The 18613-nt window shown below is 47.0% G+C and carries 16 protein-coding genes; 13 read left to right on the top strand and 3 right to left on the bottom strand.

What is annotated here, in order from left to right; all coding sequences use genetic code 11:
- Window positions 1-24 precede the first annotated feature (24 nt).
- The gene (gene gltX / locus AC4OGX_RS21700; protein ID WP_493332984.1) at window positions 25-1479 is read left to right on the top strand and encodes a glutamate--tRNA ligase; all 1455 of its coding nucleotides are present in this window, start codon (window positions 25-27) and stop codon (window positions 1477-1479) included.
- Window positions 1480-1560: 81 nt separating this feature from the next.
- The gene (locus tag AC4OGX_RS21695; protein WP_493332983.1) at window positions 1561-3390 is read left to right on the top strand and encodes an ATP-dependent helicase; all 1830 of its coding nucleotides are present in this window, start codon (window positions 1561-1563) and stop codon (window positions 3388-3390) included.
- Here the strand turns inward: AC4OGX_RS21695 and AC4OGX_RS21690 are convergent.
- On the bottom strand, window positions 3376-3681 hold the full coding sequence (locus AC4OGX_RS21690; protein ID WP_493332982.1) for a DUF1292 domain-containing protein: 306 nt from the start codon (window positions 3679-3681) through the stop codon (window positions 3376-3378). The genes AC4OGX_RS21695 and AC4OGX_RS21690 overlap by 15 nt on opposite strands.
- Window positions 3682-3898: 217 nt before the next feature.
- Here AC4OGX_RS21690 and AC4OGX_RS21685 point away from each other — a divergent pair, with 217 nt between their 5' ends.
- Genes AC4OGX_RS21685 through AC4OGX_RS21675 form a run of 3 tightly spaced genes read left to right on the top strand, consistent with a single transcriptional unit; the run spans window position 3899 to window position 7321 of the window.
- Entirely contained in the window at window positions 3899-4903 is a 1005-nt protein-coding gene (locus tag AC4OGX_RS21685; protein WP_493332980.1) for a sugar ABC transporter substrate-binding protein, read from the top strand.
- Between the two features lie 25 nt (window positions 4904-4928).
- The gene (locus tag AC4OGX_RS21680) at window positions 4929-6695 is read left to right on the top strand and encodes an alpha-amylase family glycosyl hydrolase (protein WP_493333068.1); all 1767 of its coding nucleotides are present in this window, start codon (window positions 4929-4931) and stop codon (window positions 6693-6695) included.
- Complete coding sequence (locus tag AC4OGX_RS21675; RefSeq protein WP_493332979.1) at window positions 6692-7321, top strand: DUF5662 family protein; 630 nt, start codon at window positions 6692-6694, stop codon at window positions 7319-7321. Before AC4OGX_RS21680 ends, AC4OGX_RS21675 begins: the two co-directional genes overlap by 4 nt.
- A 76-nt stretch (window positions 7322-7397) precedes the next feature.
- Here AC4OGX_RS21675 and AC4OGX_RS21670 read toward each other — a convergent pair whose 3' ends face one another.
- The gene (locus AC4OGX_RS21670; protein ID WP_493332977.1) at window positions 7398-7877 is read right to left on the bottom strand and encodes an S-ribosylhomocysteine lyase; all 480 of its coding nucleotides are present in this window, start codon (window positions 7875-7877) and stop codon (window positions 7398-7400) included.
- Between the two features lie 240 nt (window positions 7878-8117).
- Between AC4OGX_RS21670 and AC4OGX_RS21665 the strand changes: the two genes are divergently transcribed.
- From AC4OGX_RS21665 to AC4OGX_RS21655, 3 genes are all read left to right on the top strand, one after another.
- Window positions 8118-8732, top strand: coding sequence for a histidine phosphatase family protein (locus tag AC4OGX_RS21665; RefSeq protein WP_493332975.1), 615 nt, complete (start codon window positions 8118-8120; stop codon window positions 8730-8732).
- A 186-nt stretch (window positions 8733-8918) separates the two neighbouring features.
- Window positions 8919-9518, top strand: coding sequence for a recombinase family protein (locus AC4OGX_RS21660; RefSeq protein WP_493332974.1), 600 nt, complete (start codon window positions 8919-8921; stop codon window positions 9516-9518).
- Window positions 9519-9847: 329 nt separating this feature from the next.
- Entirely contained in the window at window positions 9848-10090 is a 243-nt protein-coding gene (locus AC4OGX_RS21655) for a hypothetical protein (protein ID WP_493332972.1), read from the top strand.
- A 75-nt stretch (window positions 10091-10165) separates the two neighbouring features.
- Here AC4OGX_RS21655 and AC4OGX_RS21650 read toward each other — a convergent pair whose 3' ends face one another.
- Window positions 10166-11800, bottom strand: a complete 1635-nt coding sequence (locus AC4OGX_RS21650) for an ABC-F family ATP-binding cassette domain-containing protein (protein WP_493332971.1) — start codon at window positions 11798-11800, stop codon at window positions 10166-10168.
- A gap of 219 nt (window positions 11801-12019) precedes the next feature.
- Here AC4OGX_RS21650 and AC4OGX_RS21645 point away from each other — a divergent pair, with 219 nt between their 5' ends.
- Genes AC4OGX_RS21645 through AC4OGX_RS21625 form a run of 5 tightly spaced genes read left to right on the top strand, consistent with a single transcriptional unit; the run spans window position 12020 to window position 18606 of the window.
- On the top strand, window positions 12020-12877 hold the full coding sequence (locus AC4OGX_RS21645; protein WP_493332970.1) for a patatin-like phospholipase family protein: 858 nt from the start codon (window positions 12020-12022) through the stop codon (window positions 12875-12877).
- An 18-nt stretch (window positions 12878-12895) separates the two neighbouring features.
- Window positions 12896-13300, top strand: a complete 405-nt coding sequence (locus AC4OGX_RS21640) for a secondary thiamine-phosphate synthase enzyme YjbQ (RefSeq protein WP_493332969.1) — start codon at window positions 12896-12898, stop codon at window positions 13298-13300.
- 5 nt (window positions 13301-13305) lie between these two features.
- Window positions 13306-15408, top strand: coding sequence for a polyphosphate kinase 1 (gene ppk1, locus AC4OGX_RS21635; RefSeq protein WP_493332968.1), 2103 nt, complete (start codon window positions 13306-13308; stop codon window positions 15406-15408).
- A gap of 48 nt (window positions 15409-15456) precedes the next feature.
- The gene (locus tag AC4OGX_RS21630) at window positions 15457-16506 is read left to right on the top strand and encodes an aldose epimerase family protein (protein ID WP_493332967.1); all 1050 of its coding nucleotides are present in this window, start codon (window positions 15457-15459) and stop codon (window positions 16504-16506) included.
- A gap of 27 nt (window positions 16507-16533) precedes the next feature.
- Window positions 16534-18606, top strand: coding sequence for a DNA topoisomerase (locus AC4OGX_RS21625; protein WP_493332965.1), 2073 nt, complete (start codon window positions 16534-16536; stop codon window positions 18604-18606).
- Window positions 18607-18613: the final 7 nt, after the last annotated feature.

Genomic DNA, 18613 nt, shown 5'->3' with positions numbered 1-18613 from the left:
GAAACAGAAAATGGAGAAGAAGACATGAGTAAAGTAAGAACAAGATTCGCACCAAGCCCGACAGGGAGGATGCATGTAGGAAACTTAAGAACTGCATTGTATGCATATCTGATCGCTAAGCACGAGGGAGGAGATTTCATCCTGCGTGTGGAGGATACGGACCAGGAGCGTTTTGTGGAAGGCGCGCTTGATATCATTTACCGGACCCTTGAGAAGACAGGACTGATCCATGATGAAGGGCCGGATAAGGATGCGGGATATGGCCCATATGTTCAGAGTGTAAGGAATGCATCCGGGCTGTACTTAAAGTATGCAAAGCAGCTTGTTGAGCAGGGCGATGCTTACTATTGCTTTTGCGATAAGGAGAGACTGGAATCATTAAAAACTTCTGTATCTGAGGATGGAACTGATATCGTTGTATATGACAAACACTGTCTGGGCCTTACGAAGGAAGAAGTGGAAGAGAATTTAAAGGCAGGGAAGCCGTGGGTGATCCGTCTGAATGTTCCGAATGAGGGAACGACCACTTTCCATGATGAGATTTATGGAGATATCACCGTGCCCAATACAGAGCTGGATGATATGATACTGATCAAGTCAGACGGTTTTCCGACCTACAATTTTGCAAATGTGATCGATGACCATCTGATGGAGATCACACATGTTGTCAGGGGAAATGAGTACCTTTCCTCTGCACCGAAGTATAACCGCCTTTACGAAGCTTTTGGATGGGAGGTGCCGGTATATGTGCACTGCCCGCTGATCACAGATGAGAATCATAAGAAGCTGAGCAAGCGCTGCGGACATTCCTCCTATGAGGATCTGATCGATCAGGGCTTTGTTTCAGAGGCAGTAGTGAACTTTGTTGCGCTTCTCGGATGGAGCCCGGCAGATACGAGGGAGATATTCTCCCTGGAAGAGCTGGTGGAGGCATTTGATTACCGGCATATGAGTAAGTCTCCGGCTGTGTTTGATACCGTAAAGCTAAAATGGATGAACGGGGAATATTTAAAAGCAATGGACTTTGACAGATTTTATGAGATGGCAGAGCCGTATATCAAAGAAGTGATCACTAAGGACTATGATTTGAAAAAGATCGCCGGGCTGATCAAGACAAGGATCGAAGTATTCCCGGATATCAAAGAACAGATCGATTTCTTTGAGGAGGTTCCCGAATACGATATCGCGATGTATACTCATAAGAAGATGAAGACAAATGCAGAGACTTCCCTGGAAGTATTAAGCGAAGTACTTCCGCTTTTAGAGGCGCAGGAGGATTACAGCAACGATGCCCTGTTTGAGACATTAAAGGGATATGTGGCAGAAAAGGGCTGCAAGAACGGATACGTGATGTGGCCGGTCAGAACGGCTGTATCCGGCAAGCAGAACACACCCGGTGGTGCAACAGAGCTTATGGAGATCCTGGGAAAAGAAGAGTCTTTAAAGAGAATCAAAGCAGCAATTGAAAAGTTGAGTTAAGGCCGCAGCGCGGCTGATCTGACCGGGTGCAGGAGGTGTTTTGACTGCACCCGGCAGATTTTTTGACAGAAAGAGGGATATATGAGTTTCAGTAAAGCCCAGACAGAAGCAGTCACTCATGGGGAAGGCCCATGTCTTGTCCTGGCGGGTCCCGGTTCCGGTAAGACCCTGACAATCGTGAATCGAATGAAATATCTGATAGAAGAGTTGAAAGTACGGCCAGAAGAGATTCTGGTCATTACTTTTACTAAGTATGCGGCAGCGGAGATGAAGAACCGCTTTATCCTGCTGATGGAAAATCGCAGGCTGCCCGTTACGGTAGGGACGTTCCACGGCATTTATTACGGGATCCTGAAATGGGCGTACCGTTTCGGCCCCCAGAATATTCTGTCGGAAGAAGAAAAATACCAGCTGATCCGGCACGTTGTGAATCATCAGGATATCGAGATCTTTGATGAGGAGGATTTCCTGGATGAGATGGCGACGGAGATCGGAAAGGTTAAGAATAACCGGATGGATATTGAGGCGTATAAGTCCTCAAAGTGTGATCCCGCAGCATTTAGGAATATATACCGGGAATATGAGGCTGAGAGAAAACGTGTGAGAAAGATTGATTTTGACGACATGCTGGTACTCTGCTGCGAATTATTTCAGTCAAGAGCGGATATCCTGAAAATGTGGCAGGAAAAGTTTAAATACATTTTAATCGATGAGTTCCAGGATATCAATCAGGTACAGTATGATGTCATTAAGATGCTTGCCAGTCCAGAGAACAATCTTTTTGCAGTGGGGGATGACGATCAGTCTATCTATGGGTTCAGAGGAGCAGATGCAAAGCTGATGTTCCAGTTCCAGAAGGATTTCCCAAATGCAAAACAGATCCTTTTGGATATCAATTACCGTTCTACCTCGAATATCGTGGAGAACGCATTAAAAGTGATCGCCAATAATGAACTGCGTTTCCAAAAGGCGATCCATGCCAACAAAGAGCGTGGCGCCAGCCTGCATGTACAGGAGGTGCGTGACCCGGTTGAGGAAGGCCGGTATGTGCTGGATGAGATCCAGGGCAGGATCGATGCGGGGATAAAACCGGAGGATATTGCTGTTTTGTTCCGTATCCACACGGATGCAAGACCCCTTGTAGAAGGGCTGATGGAGCGTAAGATCCCGTTCCAGATGCGGGAGCATATGCCCAATATCTATAACCATTTTATAGCAAAGGATATCCGCACATATTTCAAGATGGCGCTGGGAAGCCGGGAGAGACAGGAATTTTTGCAGATCATGAACCGGCCGAAGCGCTATATCGGGAGGGACAGCCTGTCCGGGAAGACGGTCGCCTTTGAGGATCTGCGGAGGTTTTACTGTGATAAGGACTGGATGCTGGACCGCGTGGATCAGTTTGAGTGGGATCTGAAAATGCTGGTAAAGATGGCTCCCTATGCAGCGATCCAATATCTCCGGAAACGGATCGGATACGATGATTTTCTCAGGGAATATGCAAAGGAGAGAAGGGTAAAGAGCAGCGATCTTTTCGAGGTGCTGGCAGAGCTGGAGGAAGCAGCCCGCCCATATGCGACTCTGGAAGAATGGTTTACACACGTAGAAGAGTATACCAATGCATTAAAGCTCCGGGAAAAGAAGCGTGAGGAGATCCATGACGGAGTCCGTCTTATGACCATGCATGCCGCGAAAGGGCTGGAGTTTGATACGGTCTATATCATAGAAGCGAATGAGGGACAAATCCCTTACAAAAAGGCATTAAAGGAGCAGGGGGTAGAGGAGGAACGGCGGCTCTTTTATGTGGCAATGACAAGAGCGAAAGAACTGTTGAAGATCAGTTACGTGAAAAATAAAAACGGAAAGGAGACCTCTCCTTCCCGCTTTGTAGATGAATTATTCCTCGTCTAAATCCTCGTCCAGATCTTCAAATTCCTGGGTGTCGAGCCACTCGTCAAACTTGTCGGCGGCACGCTCATATTCATCATCATCCTCGATGTTCTCCAGCTCCGGTTCACCCGGAACACTTTCGGAGAAACGGTAGAGGAAAACCTGTCCGTCATCATTGCTGCCTTCCTCATCCAGTGGGAGCAGCGCGATATACTGCTGTCCTTCCACCTCATAGATGGTGAGTACGGCACACTCTAATTCCTCGTCATTATCCAGTGTCAGTGTTACGGTAAGTGATTCGTTTTCGTTCATAAATAATCTCCTTTATTCATCGGCTTATTCTGCAGTGAAAGCAGCGGACCTGTTAAGGAAGGATTCTTGTCTATCCTGCAGGTATATACTAACTCTAACAAAAAGACAGATAAAAAGCAAGGGAAAAACATAGAGCAGCAGCTATTGACATTGAAGAGAAACAAGGTAGAATGGAAGAGACGGGACTTGAGTTTAATTTTGATTAGGAGGATACCAGATGAAAAGAAGAATACTAAGCGTACTTTTTGCGGCGCTGCTGGCATCGGTGATGCTTGCGGGATGCAAGAAAAATGTAGGTACGCCTGAGGATAATGCAGTACAGGAAACAGAGGAGGATGCAGGTGAAGAAGAGCAGGAGGAGTACGATGGTTACATCTTCGGCTATAGCTGTATCGATATGGGAAACCCTTATTTTGATACTCTTAAGAAGTCCATCGAGACGACGCTTCATGAGGAGGAATATCAGCTGATCAGCAAGGATCCGGGATCTGATGCCGATCTTCAGGTGAAGCAGATCGGGGAGATGATCGAGGAAGGCGTTGATGCGGTATTTCTCTGTCCGGTAGACTGGGAGAAGATCACACCGGCGTTGGAAGCTCTAAAGGAGGCCGATATCCCTGTGATCAATATAGACACGCAGGTCAAACAGACAGATCTGGTCTCCGCTTATGTGGGATCTGATAATAAGAAGGCAGGGGCTCTGTGCGGAGAAGACCTGGTGAAGCAGCGCCCTGACGGAGGGAAGATCGTCATTTTGGAATGCCCTTCTATGAATTCCATCAACGAAAGAATCACAGGATTTGAGGGAGCGATCGTAAGCGCAGGATTCGAAGTGTTAGCAAGGGCGGATGTGAACGGAAAGCTGGATGAGGCTCAGGCAGAGATGAAGAAGATTTTAGCAGAGAACCCGCAGATCGATGCAGTGATGTGTGGAAACGACCAGATCGCACTGGGAGCAGTCAGAGCCATCGAGAAGGCCAATAGAAAAGATATCCTTGTATATGGCGTGGACGGCTCACCGGATGTGAAGAATGAACTGACGAAGCCGGGAACTTTGATGGAGGGAACCGGAGCACAGTCCCCGATCAATATCGGAAAAAAGGCGGTTGAGACAGGGATCAACATTCTGGAAGGAAAGGATTATGAGGAACAGATATACGAAGATACATTTTTCATCAATAAGGAAAATGTAGAGATGTATGGAACGGACGGATGGCAGTAATACAGGAAGAAAGGAACTTATGCGTATGAGAGAAGTGCAGGGATATCCATATCCGCTGGGGGTGACCATTAAAAAGGACAGGACGAATTTCGCGGCGGCAGTACCGGGAGGAAAGCCCTGCCAGCTGCTGATCTATAAGGCTGGCAGAGAAGAGCCTGAGTATGAGTTCGATCTTCCGGGAGAAAAGGCCGTGGGCGAGGTGCGGTTTCTGGCGCTGGAAGGATTTGATCCCCAGGAATACGAATACCTATACCGGGTGGAGGAAAAGCTGTGGATCGACCCTTATGTAAAGAAGCTGACGGGACATCACATTTTTGGGCTAAAGGAGGACTTTCAGGCCGGCCGGATACGTGGAAAGGCCAGCGCGGGGGAGTTTGACTGGGGAGATGATACGCGCCTTTCCATTCCCTATCATGAGGTAATCGCCTATAGTCTGCATGTGAGAGGGTTTACTATGCACAGCTCTTCCAGAGTGAAGCATAAGGGGACATTTTTGGGAGTAGCAGAGAAGATCCCTTATCTAAAGGAGCTGGGGATCAATCAGATCCAGTGTATGCCCGTCTACGAATTCGAGGAATACAGTGGTAATTACCGGAATTACTGGGGATATGGGAAAGGCAGGTATTTCGCGCCCAAAGCCGCATACAGTGCGTCGGGGTGCGCGTCACGGGAATTGAAGGAGATGGTAAAAGCATGCCACAGTGCAGGGATCGAGGTGGTGCTTGAAACTCCGTTTACGCCGGGGATCCTGCCGCAGATGGCGCTGGAGTGCCTGCAGTATTATATGCTGGAATACCATATTGACGGTTTTGTTGTAAATCCATACAATGTACCATGGGAGATGCTGATAAATGATCCGCTCTTAAAGGGTGTTAAAATCATGAAAAAAGAGGATGGTTTCCAGAATATCATGCGCCGTTTCCTGAAAGGCGATGAGGGGATGGTCAACGATGTGATCTGGGCACTGCGCCATAATACAAAGGAGGACGGGTGCTGTAATTATGTTACAACACATACGGGCTTTACACTGGCCGACCTGGTATCCTATGACGGCAAGCATAACGAAGCCAACGGGGAACAGAACCAGGATGGTCCTGACTATAACTACAGCTGGAACTGCGGAGTTGAAGGTCCCAGCCGTAAGAGGTCAGTGGCAGAGCTTCGCAAAAACCAGATGAAGAATGCCATGTTTCTTCTTCTGATGGCACAGGGAACACCATGTCTTTTGGCCGGGGATGAGTTTGGAAATACACAGAATGGAAATAATAATGTATACTGCCAGGATAATGAGCTTTCCTGGCTGAACTGGAACAAATTAAAGACTCAGGATGCCTTATTCCAATATGTGAAGGCGCTGATCGCTCTGCGCAGGGCCCATCCTGTCCTTCACCGGTCTGATATTCTATCAGGCCTGGATCAGACAGCCTGCGGAATTCCGGATGTGTCCTACCACGGAGAGAATGCCTGGAGGATACCGGCAGAGATCGCAAGCCGTCAGCTGGGAATCCTCTACAGCGGAAGCGGGATGAAGGATGAGGACTGTTTTATTGCCTATAATATGCATTGGGAAAAGCATTCCTTTGCACTTCCCACCCTTGGGAAAAAGAAAAAGTGGCATCAGGTCATGGAGACCCAGGAGGGAGTCCTCGCAGAGGAGCGGCTTCTTGAGGACCAGAAGATGATCGAATTAAAGCCAAGGAGCATCGTTCTTCTATTCGGCAGAAGTGCAGCAGACGAAGGGCCTGAATATGGTCAGGCAAATAGCAGAGAGGAAGGACATAAAAGGAAATGAAAGCAGTACAGCATTTTTGTACGATAACCAGACATAAAATTTTGGTGATGAAGGAGTGCTTCCGTGTTGGTTTATACAAACAAGGGCTCCTTCATGACCTTTCTAAGTACAGCTGGACCGAATTCAAGGTGGGATGTAAGTATTATCAGGGGGATCGCAGCCCGAATAATGCGGAGCGCGAAGAGACGGGATGTTCCCTTGCATGGCTTCATCATAAAGGGCGAAATAAGCACCATTATGAGTATTGGATCGATTATGGAGACAATAAGGATACAACAATGACAGGAATGAGGATGCCTGTCCGGTATGTGGTGGAGATGTTTTTAGACAGGATCGCTGCCAGTAAGATCTATAAAGGTGCGGAGTATAAAGACACAGACCCGCTTCTCTATTTCCAGGGCGGCAAGGGACAGTATCTGATGCACCAGGATACAGAGGCGCTCTTGGAGAGGCTTTTGAAAATGCTGGCAGTAAGAGGCGAGGAGGAAACCTTTCGCTACATTCGTCATGAGATCCTGGGAAAAGAAGAGAGCTGCACAGCGGGGGCACCCGATGCACAGATGCGGGGACTTGCGGATCATGAGATCGGAGATGAGAAGAAGAGTACCCAGGGCAGTAATGCATAAGGACGTAAGTATATAGAATAAGGCAGATGAACTTGGCCGTTGTAACGGAAGCGAGATCATCTGCCTTTTTGTATGCTTACCCCGGATAGTACATCTGAGTGTCCTGAATGTCGATCAATACCTCGTTTAGGTATTTCTTTGCCTGATATCTAGCCATCGGAAGATTCATATCTAGATAATTTCCACAGTCCTTTGCGCTTGCCCCGGGAACTTCGCCTTCAAAAGACGCGATATAAGCGAACATTTCGCGCATAAGCGGGACGATATCTGCGGATTCATAGTCACCGGCCAGAAGCAGGTAAAAGCCTGTGCGGCATCCCATAGGACCGAAGTAAAGAACCTTTTCCTTGTATTCTGAATGATTCCTCAAAAAAGTAGCACCGAGGTGCTCTAAAGTGTGGACTTCTGCCGTATTCATGACCGGTTCTTCGTTAGGATTCGTCATTCGGATATCGAAGGTCGTCACCGGATGCTCTTTTACAAGATCCTTTCTAGAGACGTAGAGACCTGGCACGAGTTTGTTATGATCTATGGTGAAGCTTGTTATTTTTTCCATAGGGATTCCTCCTTAAGATTTTCATTTGATACTACAGATTATTATAGCGGCAGATGGGATGAAAGACAAGCATGAAAAGCGAAATGCTCCGGCAGAAAAGCAGGAGACTGGTCAAAGAATGTATTCTGAAAACAGGGAGGAAACATTGACTGACAAGGAGGGAGTGTTTATACTTAATAAGGTATTATGGATCTGTATGCACAGATTCTATTATAAAACACATACAGGAGGCTTATAGAGATGAAATTATATATTGTCCGTCATGGAGAGACAGCGTGGAATAAATTAAAAAAGGTTCAGGGGCATTCAGATATCCCTTTAAATGAATATGGGGTCTATCTGGCTGAACAGACGGCTTTGGGACTGAGAGACGTCGAGTTTGACGCGGCATATACAAGTCCGCTGATCCGCGCCCGTCAGACTGCAGAAATCATTCTGTCAGGGAGGAATGTCCCGATTTATGATGAACCGAGGATCAAGGAGATCGGATTCGGTGTATGTGAGGGAATATGCTACAACGGGGAAGAGAAAGATCCTGTCAGGGATGTATTCAATAAATTTTTTACCGATACTGCCAACTATAAAACACCTGAGGGCGGTGAATCTATTCAGGAAGTAGGAGAGCGGGTCCGTGAATTTCTAGAAGAATTATATGGAAAGGAAGAAGCGAAAGACCAAAGCATTCTGATTTCTACCCATGGGGCAGCGTTGACGGCCATGTTGAACTCTATCAAAGGGAAAGAGGATATTGGAGATTTCTGGGGAAAAGGGGTGCCAAAGAACTGCTCTGTGACAGAGGTTCAAGTAATTGACGGCAGGCCGGAAATACTCGAGGAAGGGAAAATATTTTATTAATGAAGAACCCCATACACAAAATGGCGCTGTCCGAGGCAGACAGTGCCTTATTTTTTCCTTGATTTTCGAAAAGGTTATTTCATTTACTTTCACTTTGCCTTTCTAATCGAAAACTGGTAAAATATACCAGACAGCACTCCCGTACAAATGTGCGATAATAGTAGTGTCGTAAAAGGAGGGAAAGGAATGCACAAAAGCTTTGGTTATGTCAGGGTATCTTCAAAAGACCAGAATGTAGAACGACAGTTGGTTGCGATGGAGCCCTTGAAGATACCGGATAAGAATCTTTATGTGGAGAAGATATCAGGGAAAGATTTTGACAGACCGGAATATAAAAGACTTCTGAAAAACTTAAAAAAGGATGACGTATTATATGTGAAGTCTATAGACCGGCTGGGCAGAAATTACGAGGATATCATAGAGCAGTGGAGATACATAACGAAGGAGATCGGAGCAGATATTGTGGTGATCGATATGCCGCTTTTGGATACCCGCAAGGGAAAAGATCTGGTAGGAACACTGATCGCGGATATCGTACTTCAGCTTTTGTCCTTTGTGGCACAGAGTGAGAGGGAAAGCATCCGGCAGAGACAGGCTGAGGGAATAGCGGTAGCAAAGGCGAAAGGGGTACATTTTGGCAGGAGATGCCTAAAGATACCTAATTCCTTTGAGCTTGTATATGGGCAGTGGAAACGGCAGGAGATCAGCGCAAGAGAAGCCTCCAGAAGGCTGCATGTGGACTTTAAAACATTTAAAAAGTGGTGCATCCAGAAAGAACAAATGTAAAAATATGGAAGAAATAATGTAGAAAAAGGTAGACTTTATTCTGCATTATTGTTAATATAATAATACATGGATGCATTTGTTGATGAAAAAGGTAGACTTTGGTCTACAAATGCATTCATATACGTTTTAAACAAAAAAGTATTATTCAATCTTGGGTAAGAGTAACATAATCCCTAAAAAAAATCACTTATTCCATATACGATAATCTTAACAATAATGCAGAATAAAGTCTACCTTTTTCATCAACAAATGCATCCATGTATTATTATATTAACAATAATGCAGAATAAAGTCTGCTTTAATCCGCAGTACCATAAGGAGGAGTAGTTATGTCAAAAGAAGAGGGGCTGTTAGAAGTCCTGACACATCAGGTAGGTGCGAATTATATATCGGATCTGAGAAAGAACGTGTTTCATGATCCGCTTATCAAAGTGATCGAAAACTTGGAAAGTTCCGCCTATTCTATTGCTGAGTGGCGTGATGTGTTAGACTATCTGTCAGGCAGGAAGCCGGAGATCAGGAGCTCAGAGGAAGGGAAAAAAGCGCTGCTTGAGGCCTTGGAAGAAGCGTAAAGGATAAAAAGATAAGAATAAAAAGGAGTACTCTGCTAAAGCTGCAGGGTACTCCTTTTGTGATCCGGATGTCTTCTAGTCTTCATCTTCTGTTTCTACAGTATAAGTATATCTCTTTCTTGCCATCTCATCGCTCTCAAGGTATTCGTCATAAGTTGTGATCTTATCGATCAGCTTACCGCCCGGGACGATTTCCATGATACGGTTGGCTGTAGTCTGGACGATCTGATGGTCGCGTGAGGTAAAGAGCAGCACACCCGGGAATTTGATCATTCCATTATTCAGAGCCGTGATGGATTCCATATCCAGGTGGTTGGTCGGCTCATCAAGGAGCAGGACATTCGCGCCGGAGATCATCATTTTGGAAAGCAGGCAGCGCACCTTTTCACCACCTGACAAAACCTTTAAACGTTTCACGCCGTCTTCCCCTGCAAACAGCATTCTGCCCAGGAAGCCGCGGACATAAGTAGCATCCTTATCATCAGAGTATTGAGTCAGCCATTCTGTGATCGTGTAATCGTTATCGAATTCGCCGCCGAAATCCTTCGGGAAGTAAGCCTGTGAGGTGGTAATTCCCCATTTATATGTCCCCTCGTCCGGTTCCATTTCGCCGATGAGGATCTTGAACAATACAGTCTTGGCAACCTCGTTGCTGCCGACAAAAGCAACCTTATCATCGTGTCCCAGTGTAAAGGAGATATTGTCCAGTATCTTCTCGCCGTCAATCGTCTTGGAAAGCCCTTCTACTGTGAGGACCTCGTTTCCGATCTCACGTTTTGGACGGAAATCGATGTAAGGATATTTTCTGCTGGAAGGCTTGATCTCATCCAGCTCGATCTTTTCCAAAGCCTTCTTTCTGGAAGTAGCCTGTTTAGACTTGGAAGCATTGGCACTGAACCGGGAAATAAATTCCTGCAGCTCTTTGATCTTTTCTTCCTTCTTCTTGTTGGCTTCTTTCATCTGGCGGATCAGGAGCTGGCTGGACTCATACCAGAAATCGTAGTTGCCGGCATAGAGCTGGATCTTGCCGTAGTCGATGTCTGCGATCTGTGTACATACCTTGTTCAGGAAGTAACGGTCATGAGATACAACGATCACGGTATTCTCGAAGTTGATCAAAAATTCCTCCAGCCATGCGATCGCATCCAGGTCCAAGTGGTTAGTAGGCTCGTCCAGAAGCAGGATGTCAGGATTTCCGAATAATGCCTGGGCAAGGAGGACCTTGACCTTCTCGGGACCTGTTAAGTCCTTCAGATACTTATAGTGGAGCTCCGTTTCGATGCCCAGTCCGTTTAACAAAGTAGCGGCATCAGATTCTGCCTCCCAGCCGTTCATGGTAGCAAATTCCGCTTCCAGTTCACTGGCCTTGATTCCGTCTTCATCTGTAAAATCTTCCTTTGCGTAGATGACTTCCTTTTCTTTCATGATTTCATACAGACGTGCATTTCCCATGATAACCGTATCCAGCACCGTATATTCGTCATATTTAAAATGATCCTGCTGCAGGAAGGAAAGACGCTCACCCGGAGTGATGACTACCTCTCCCTTTGTCGGCTCTAACTGGCCGGACAGGATCTTTAGGAATGTGGATTTTCCGGCACCGTTGGCACCGATCATCCCGTAACAGTTTCCTTCTGTGAACTTGATGTTCACGTCCTCAAACAGCGCTTTTTTTCCAACGCGCAATGTCACATTATTTGCACTGATCATGTTCATAATCTCCTTTAAAAAATCGTGTTCAGACTGCACGGAAAGCTACCTATAAAATGCAGGACCGCGCAGTTACTTTTATCCCAACGCTTATATTAACACGAGATGCAGGGAAATAGCAAGGTTTCCGTATGTTTTCGGGAAATTTAACAAGATTGAGGTTTTCGAATTGGGAAAATCGTTATATAATGGGAACATAAAAGCGAGGAGGCATAAAAAATGCAGAAAGCAACATTAGTACTGGAGGGCGGCGCTACCAGAGGAGTATTCACATCAGGCGCATTGGATTACCTGATGGAGAAGGAATTATATATGTCACACGTGATCGGTGTTTCGGCGGGCGCCTGCAATGCAGTAGATTATGTATCAAGACAGCCGGGCAGGACAAGGGACTGCATGATACCGACAGATAAGAGCGGGAATTATTATTATGGCTTCCGCAAGTTTGTGAAGGAAAAGAGCCTGATGAACATGGATCTGATCTTCGATGTTTTTCCTAATCAGCTGATTCCTTTTGATTATGATGCATATTTTCAATCCGGGATGGAGTGCGAGCTTGTGGCAACAAACTGTCTGACAGGCAAGGCAGAGTATTTTAACGAAAAGAAAAGCAGGGAGAGGCTGATGAAGGTCTGCCGTGCATCCTGCAGCATGCCGCTGGTCACTCCGATTGTAAATATTGAGGACGTACCGTATCTGGATGGCGGGCTGGCAGACAGCGTGCCTCTGAAAAGAGCACTGGACAAAGGCAATGAGAAGATCGTGGTTATGCTCACAAGGAATGCGGGATATCGGAAAAAGACAGTGTCCAAGGGGATGGCAGAGGTATACCGAAAGGCTTACAGCTCCTATCCAAAGCTCGTGAAGGCAATCCTTCGGAGAAGCTTTTATTATAACCGGACGATGAACCAGCTGGAGGCATTGGAGAGGGAAGGAAAGATTTTTGTTCTGCGACCGCTCGTGAAGCCGGTGGCAAGGCTGGAACGAAACAAAGAAACGCTGACTGCGTTTTATGACCATGGCTATCAGCTGATGGAAAAAGAATACAGCCGGCTGATGGAATATCTGAAAAAGTAAAGACAGGAGGTATCATCCATGAATCTGTATGAACATCACATTTCTACACAATATGCACAGCAGATGATGAAAGTGACGAATATGGTGAGGGAGGATGTGGCGAAAAGCGGCATAAGGGACGGGATCGTCGTAGTATTTTCTCCCCATACGACGGCAGGATTTACGATCAATGAGAATGCGGATCCGGATGTCGTACACGACATGCTCCATGGGTTTGAAGAAGTATTCCCCACAGAAGCACCGTTTTACCGGCATGCGGAGGGCAATTCCCATGCACATATGAAGACCACGATGACAGGACCGTCTCAGACACTGGTCCTGCATGACGGAGAGATTCTCTTTGGGATCTGGCAGGATTTGTATTTCTGCGAATATGACGGCCCGAGGAACCGCAGGTTTTTTGTGAAGATCATAGAGGGGTAGGGATTATGGCGAAAAAGACACTGAATTACACACAGAACAGAGAGCTTTCCTGGCTGCGTTTCAACCAGAGGGTGCTGGAGGAGGCAAGGGATGAGAACGTGCCGCTTCTGGAAAGGATGAAGTTCGTTGCCATCTTTACAAGCAATCTGGATGAGTTCTTCATGATCCGCGTAGGCAGCCTGTATGACATGGCCTCAGTGGATAATAAAAGCGTGGATTTAAAGTCCGGCCTGACACCCCAGGAGCAGCTGGATGCCATTTATGCAGCTGTGGCCCCGCTGTATAAGGAGCGGGATAAGACTTATGCAGAGATCAAAAAGCAGCTTCATCCTTACGGCGTATGCGGCTTGGATTTTAAGGAGCTGGAGCCGCAGGAGAAGAAATACGTTAAGAAGTATTTCAAGGAGCAGATCCTGCCGGTATTATCCCCCCAGATCGTGGATGCGAACCATCCGTTCCCGCATCTGCTCAATAAAGATATTTATGTGGTTGCTGACCTGAAATTTGAAAATAAAAGCATGATGGGAATCGTGCCGGTGCCCCAGTTTATCTCGGATATCCTGTATCTGCCGGGGCACGATATCCGCTACATCCGGATGGAAAAGGTAATTATGGAATATCTGGATATTGTGTTTGAGCAGTATCAGGTCTCCGGGAAGAATTATATCTGTGTTACCCGCAATGCGGATGTCTCACCGGATGATGAGGCTTATGCCGACAGCGAAGATTTCAGGTTTATCATGAAGGAGACTCTCCACAAGCGGAGAAGGATGGCAGTGGTACGTCTGGAAGTGGCGAATCCTCTTACGAAGGAGATGGAGAAGTATTTCTGTGACAAGTTCAACATCACGCCGGAATGCATTTTCCGTACAAAGATGCCGATGAAGCTGGAATTTATGTTTGCCATAGCGGAAAAGGTGCCGGTTTCTATGAAACGCTCCCTGATCGATGAGCCGTTTACCCCTCAGCCGTCCGCCTGCGTGGCGGAGGGAAGTGTGATGGCACAGGTGAAGAAGCGGGACATCCTCCTATCGTACCCTTACGAGAGCATGGAGCCGTTTTTACAGATGATCCGGGAAGCATCGGTTGATCCGAATGTCATGACCATCAAGATTACAATCTACCGCCTGGCGAAGAAGACGAGGCTGGTGGAATACCTGTGTGCTGCGGCTGAGAATGGAAAAGAGGTTACGGTCCTGATCGAACTGAGGGCGCGCTTTGATGAACAGAATAACATTGACTGGTCTGAGCGTATGGAAGAGGCAGGATGCCGTGTGATCTATGGGTTCGAGGGATATAAGGTGCATTCCAAGATCTGCCTGATCACCTACAGGAATAAGAATGAGATCAAATACATCACGCAGATAGGGACCGGGAATTACAATGAGAAGACGGCTAAGATGTATACAGATTTTTCCCTGATGACAGCCAGCCAGGCGATCGGTGAGGATGCGGCGGTATTCTTTAAGAATATGTCCATCGGCAATCTGGACGGTGCATACCAGCATCTGATCGTCTCTCCGACCAGCTTAAAGCCGAAGGTGCTGATGCTGATGGATGAGGAGATTAAAAAAGGCACTGAAGGCAGGATCATCATGAAGATGAATTCTGTAACCGATATGGATTTTATCAATAAGGCGGCAGAAGCCTCCAGGGCAGGCGTGAAGATCGATCTGATCGTGCGGGGGATCTGCTGTATCCTTCCGGGAATCCCGGGGGAAACGGAGAATCTGACCGTTACCAGTATTGTAGGACGTTATCTGGAGCATCCAAGGGTATTCGTTTTTGGGCAGGGGGTGGATCAGAAGGTCTATATCGGTTCTGCCGACATGATGACGAGAAACACAGAAAAGCGTGTTGAGGTTGCATGCCCGATCTATGACGAAGCTATCAAAAAACGCCTGGTACGCAGTCTTGGCGTAATGCTTTCGGATAATGTAAAGGCAAGAGTGATGCTAAGCGACGGAACATATCAGAAAAAGGAGCCGTCGGACAAAATAATCAATTCCCAGGAGGTCTTTATGAAGGAGGCTCTGCGTGCAAAGCGGCCTCAGCAGAAGATTGAGAAGCCTTCCTTCCTGAAACGGCTGAAAAGGCTGTTCCGGTAAAGAAGAGAAGACGTTAGGAGAAAGAGTGTTTGACAGGAGGAGTTCAAAATGAGCAGCTTAGAGAAAAGAGAATTTGGAACAACACAAGATGGGAGAACAGCATATCTCTATACATTGGAGAGCCAGAGTGGTATGAAGATCACGGTCACGGATTTTGGGGCAGCACTGGTGAATCTGTATGTGCCGGATAAAGACGGAAAGCTAAGGGATGTGGTGCTTGGATATGACGACGTGAAGCTGTACGAAGAAGGGGGCCAGGCTTTTGGGGCACCTGTTGGAAGAAGTGCAAACCGGATCGGCGGTGCATCCTTTGAGCTCAACGGTGTGGCCTATCAGCTGACAAAGAACGATAATGGGGAGAACAACCTGCACAGCGGCAATGAGTATTATTATAAACGTTTCTGGGAGGTGGCAGAGGAAAAGGAAGATTCCATCACCTTTGTACTCCACAGTCCGGACAAAGACCAGGGATATCCGGGAGCACTGGATATGCATGTCACGTATGAGCTGACGTGTGATGGGGGGCTGCGCATGAGCTATGAGGCGGTGCCTGATCAGGATACGGTCATCAATATGACGAACCACAGTTATTTTAATCTTGGCGGCCATGACAGTGGTGATGTGCTGGGACATAAGATCATGGTCAACGCAGACTATTTTACAAGGGCGGATGCACAGTCGATCCCGACAGGGGAATTGGTAGAGGTAACAGGTACTCCAATGGACTTTAGAACCCCCTGTGCGATCGGTGACAGGATCGATGCAGATTACGAGGCTACACGGCTTGGAGGTGGATATGACCACAACTGGGTATTGAAAAATGATGGAAAATTTGCTAAAGTAGCTGAGGCTGCAAATGATGAAAGTGGAATCGTGATGGAGGTCTTCACGGATCTGCCGGGAATGCAGGTCTATACGGCCAATTTTCTGGATCATGAGCCGGGCAAGGGAGGATGTACATATCAGAGACGTGCGGCGGTATGTTTCGAGACGCAATACTTCCCGGATGCCATCCATCATGATAATTTTGCAAGCCCGGTATGCAGGGCAGGAGAGACTTACAGGACTGTCACAGAATACCGGTTTGATAGACTATAAAGAGAAAAGCAGGCAGTATAAGTATTTATGGGGAAATCAGTATATATTGCGGAGAAGCCGAGTGTGGCTCAGGAATTCGCAAAGGCATTAAAATTGAATACAAAGCGCAGAGACGGGTATCTGGAATCTGATGAAGCGATCGTGACCTGGTGCGTCGGACACCTGGTCACGATGAGCTACCCGGAGGTGTATGATCCGGCTCTGAAAAGATGGAGTCTGAATACACTGCCTTTTATACCGGAGAACTTTAAGTATGAGGTGATCCCGGCGGTGGCGAAGCAGTTCCAGATCGTGAGTGGCCTTCTGAACAGAGAGGATGTGGACACCATTTACGTGTGCACCGACTCCGGGCGGGAGGGAGAATACATCTACCGATTGGTGGAACAGGAAGCACAGGTGGAAGGAAAGAACAGGAGGCGTGTCTGGATCGACTCTCAGACAGAAGAGGAGATCCTGCGCGGGATCCGGGAAGCCAAGGATCTGTCGGAGTATGATAACTTAAGCGCTTCCGCTTATTTAAGGGCAAAAGAAGACTATCTGATGGGAATTAATTTTTCCCGTCTGCTGACCTTGAAATATGGGAACAGCATCTCAAATTATCTGCATACTAAATATGCAGTCATTTCTGTAGGACGTGTCATGACCTGTGTGCTGGGAATGGTCGTACGCAGGGAAAGAGAAATCCGTGATTTCGTAAAGACGCCGTTTTACCGTGTCCTAAGCACGATCGAGGCACAGGGGCAGACATTTGAAGGGGAGTGGAGGGCTGTGAAAGGCTCCCGGTATTTTGAATCCTTCGATTTATATAAGGAGAATGGCTTTAAGAAAAGGGAGAAAGCAAAGGAATTGGTGGACTATCTAAAGGATCCGGAACCGGTGAGCTGTCAGATCGTGTCGATCGAGAAGAAGAAGGAGAAGAAGAATCCTCCTCTTCTCTATAATCTGGCGGAGCTGCAGAATGACTGCTCGAAACGGTTTAAGATCAGTCCGGATGAGACCCTGCGGATCGTGCAGGAGCTTTATGAGAAGAAACTGGTCACTTATCCAAGAACAGATGCCAGGGTGCTGTCAACTGCGGTGGCAAAGGAGATCAGCAGGAATTTAAACGGACTGTCCAAGTATCCGATGGCAGCGCCGTATCTTAAGGACATCCTGACATTTGGAAGTCATAAAGGGCTTGCCAAGACCAGATATGTCAACGACAAACAGATCACAGATCATTATGCCATCATTCCCACGGGCCAGGGATTAAGTGCCCTGAAATCGGTTTCTGCAACGGCAGGAAAAGTATATGACTGTATCGTGCGTCGGTTCTTAAGTATTTTCTACCCTCCGGCCGTATATCAGAAGGTTGCACTTACAACAAAGATCAAGGAAGAATGCTTCTTTTCCAGTTTTAAAGTTCTGGCAGAAGAGGGATATCTGAAAGTCGTGGGCATTCCGCAGACGAAGAAGAGCAGTGCCTCTGCAGGAAATGGAAGCACAGAGTCAGACGAAACGGATGCCGGGAATTCTGAGCCACAGGATACCAAAGAGGAGCAGTCCCAGGATCTGGATACCAGTTTTTTCCAGGTGATCCAAGGCCTGAAAAAAGGAGCGGTGCTCCCGGTGAAGGCTCTTGAGATCAAAGAAGGTGAAACCTCACCGCCAAAGAGATATAATTCAGGTTCCATTATCCTGGCCATGGAAAATGCAGGACAGCTTATTGAAGACGAAGAACTCCGCGCCCAGATCAAGGGAAGCGGGATCGGAACCAGTGCCACCAGGGCGGAGATACTTAAGAAATTGATACATATCAAGTATCTGGCTCTGAATAAGAAGACTCAGATCATTACACCGACCCTTCAGGGGGAGATGGTGTTTGATGTGGTGGAAAATTCCATCAAGTCTCTGTTGAATCCGGAACTGACAGCGAGCTGGGAGAAGGGGCTGAATTATGTGGCTGAGGGTGAGATCACGCCAGATGAATACATGAAAAAGCTGGATCATTTCATCATCAGCCGTACAAACGGAGTGAAGGGATTGAATAATCAGTACCAGCTGCGGGGCTGCTACGACAGGGCTGCGCAGTTTTACAAAAAGCAGGGGGCAAAAAAGTAAAACAGAT

This window comes from Faecalicatena sp. (assembly GCF_058819085.1).
This window is presented reverse-complemented; position numbering and strand designations above follow the sequence as displayed.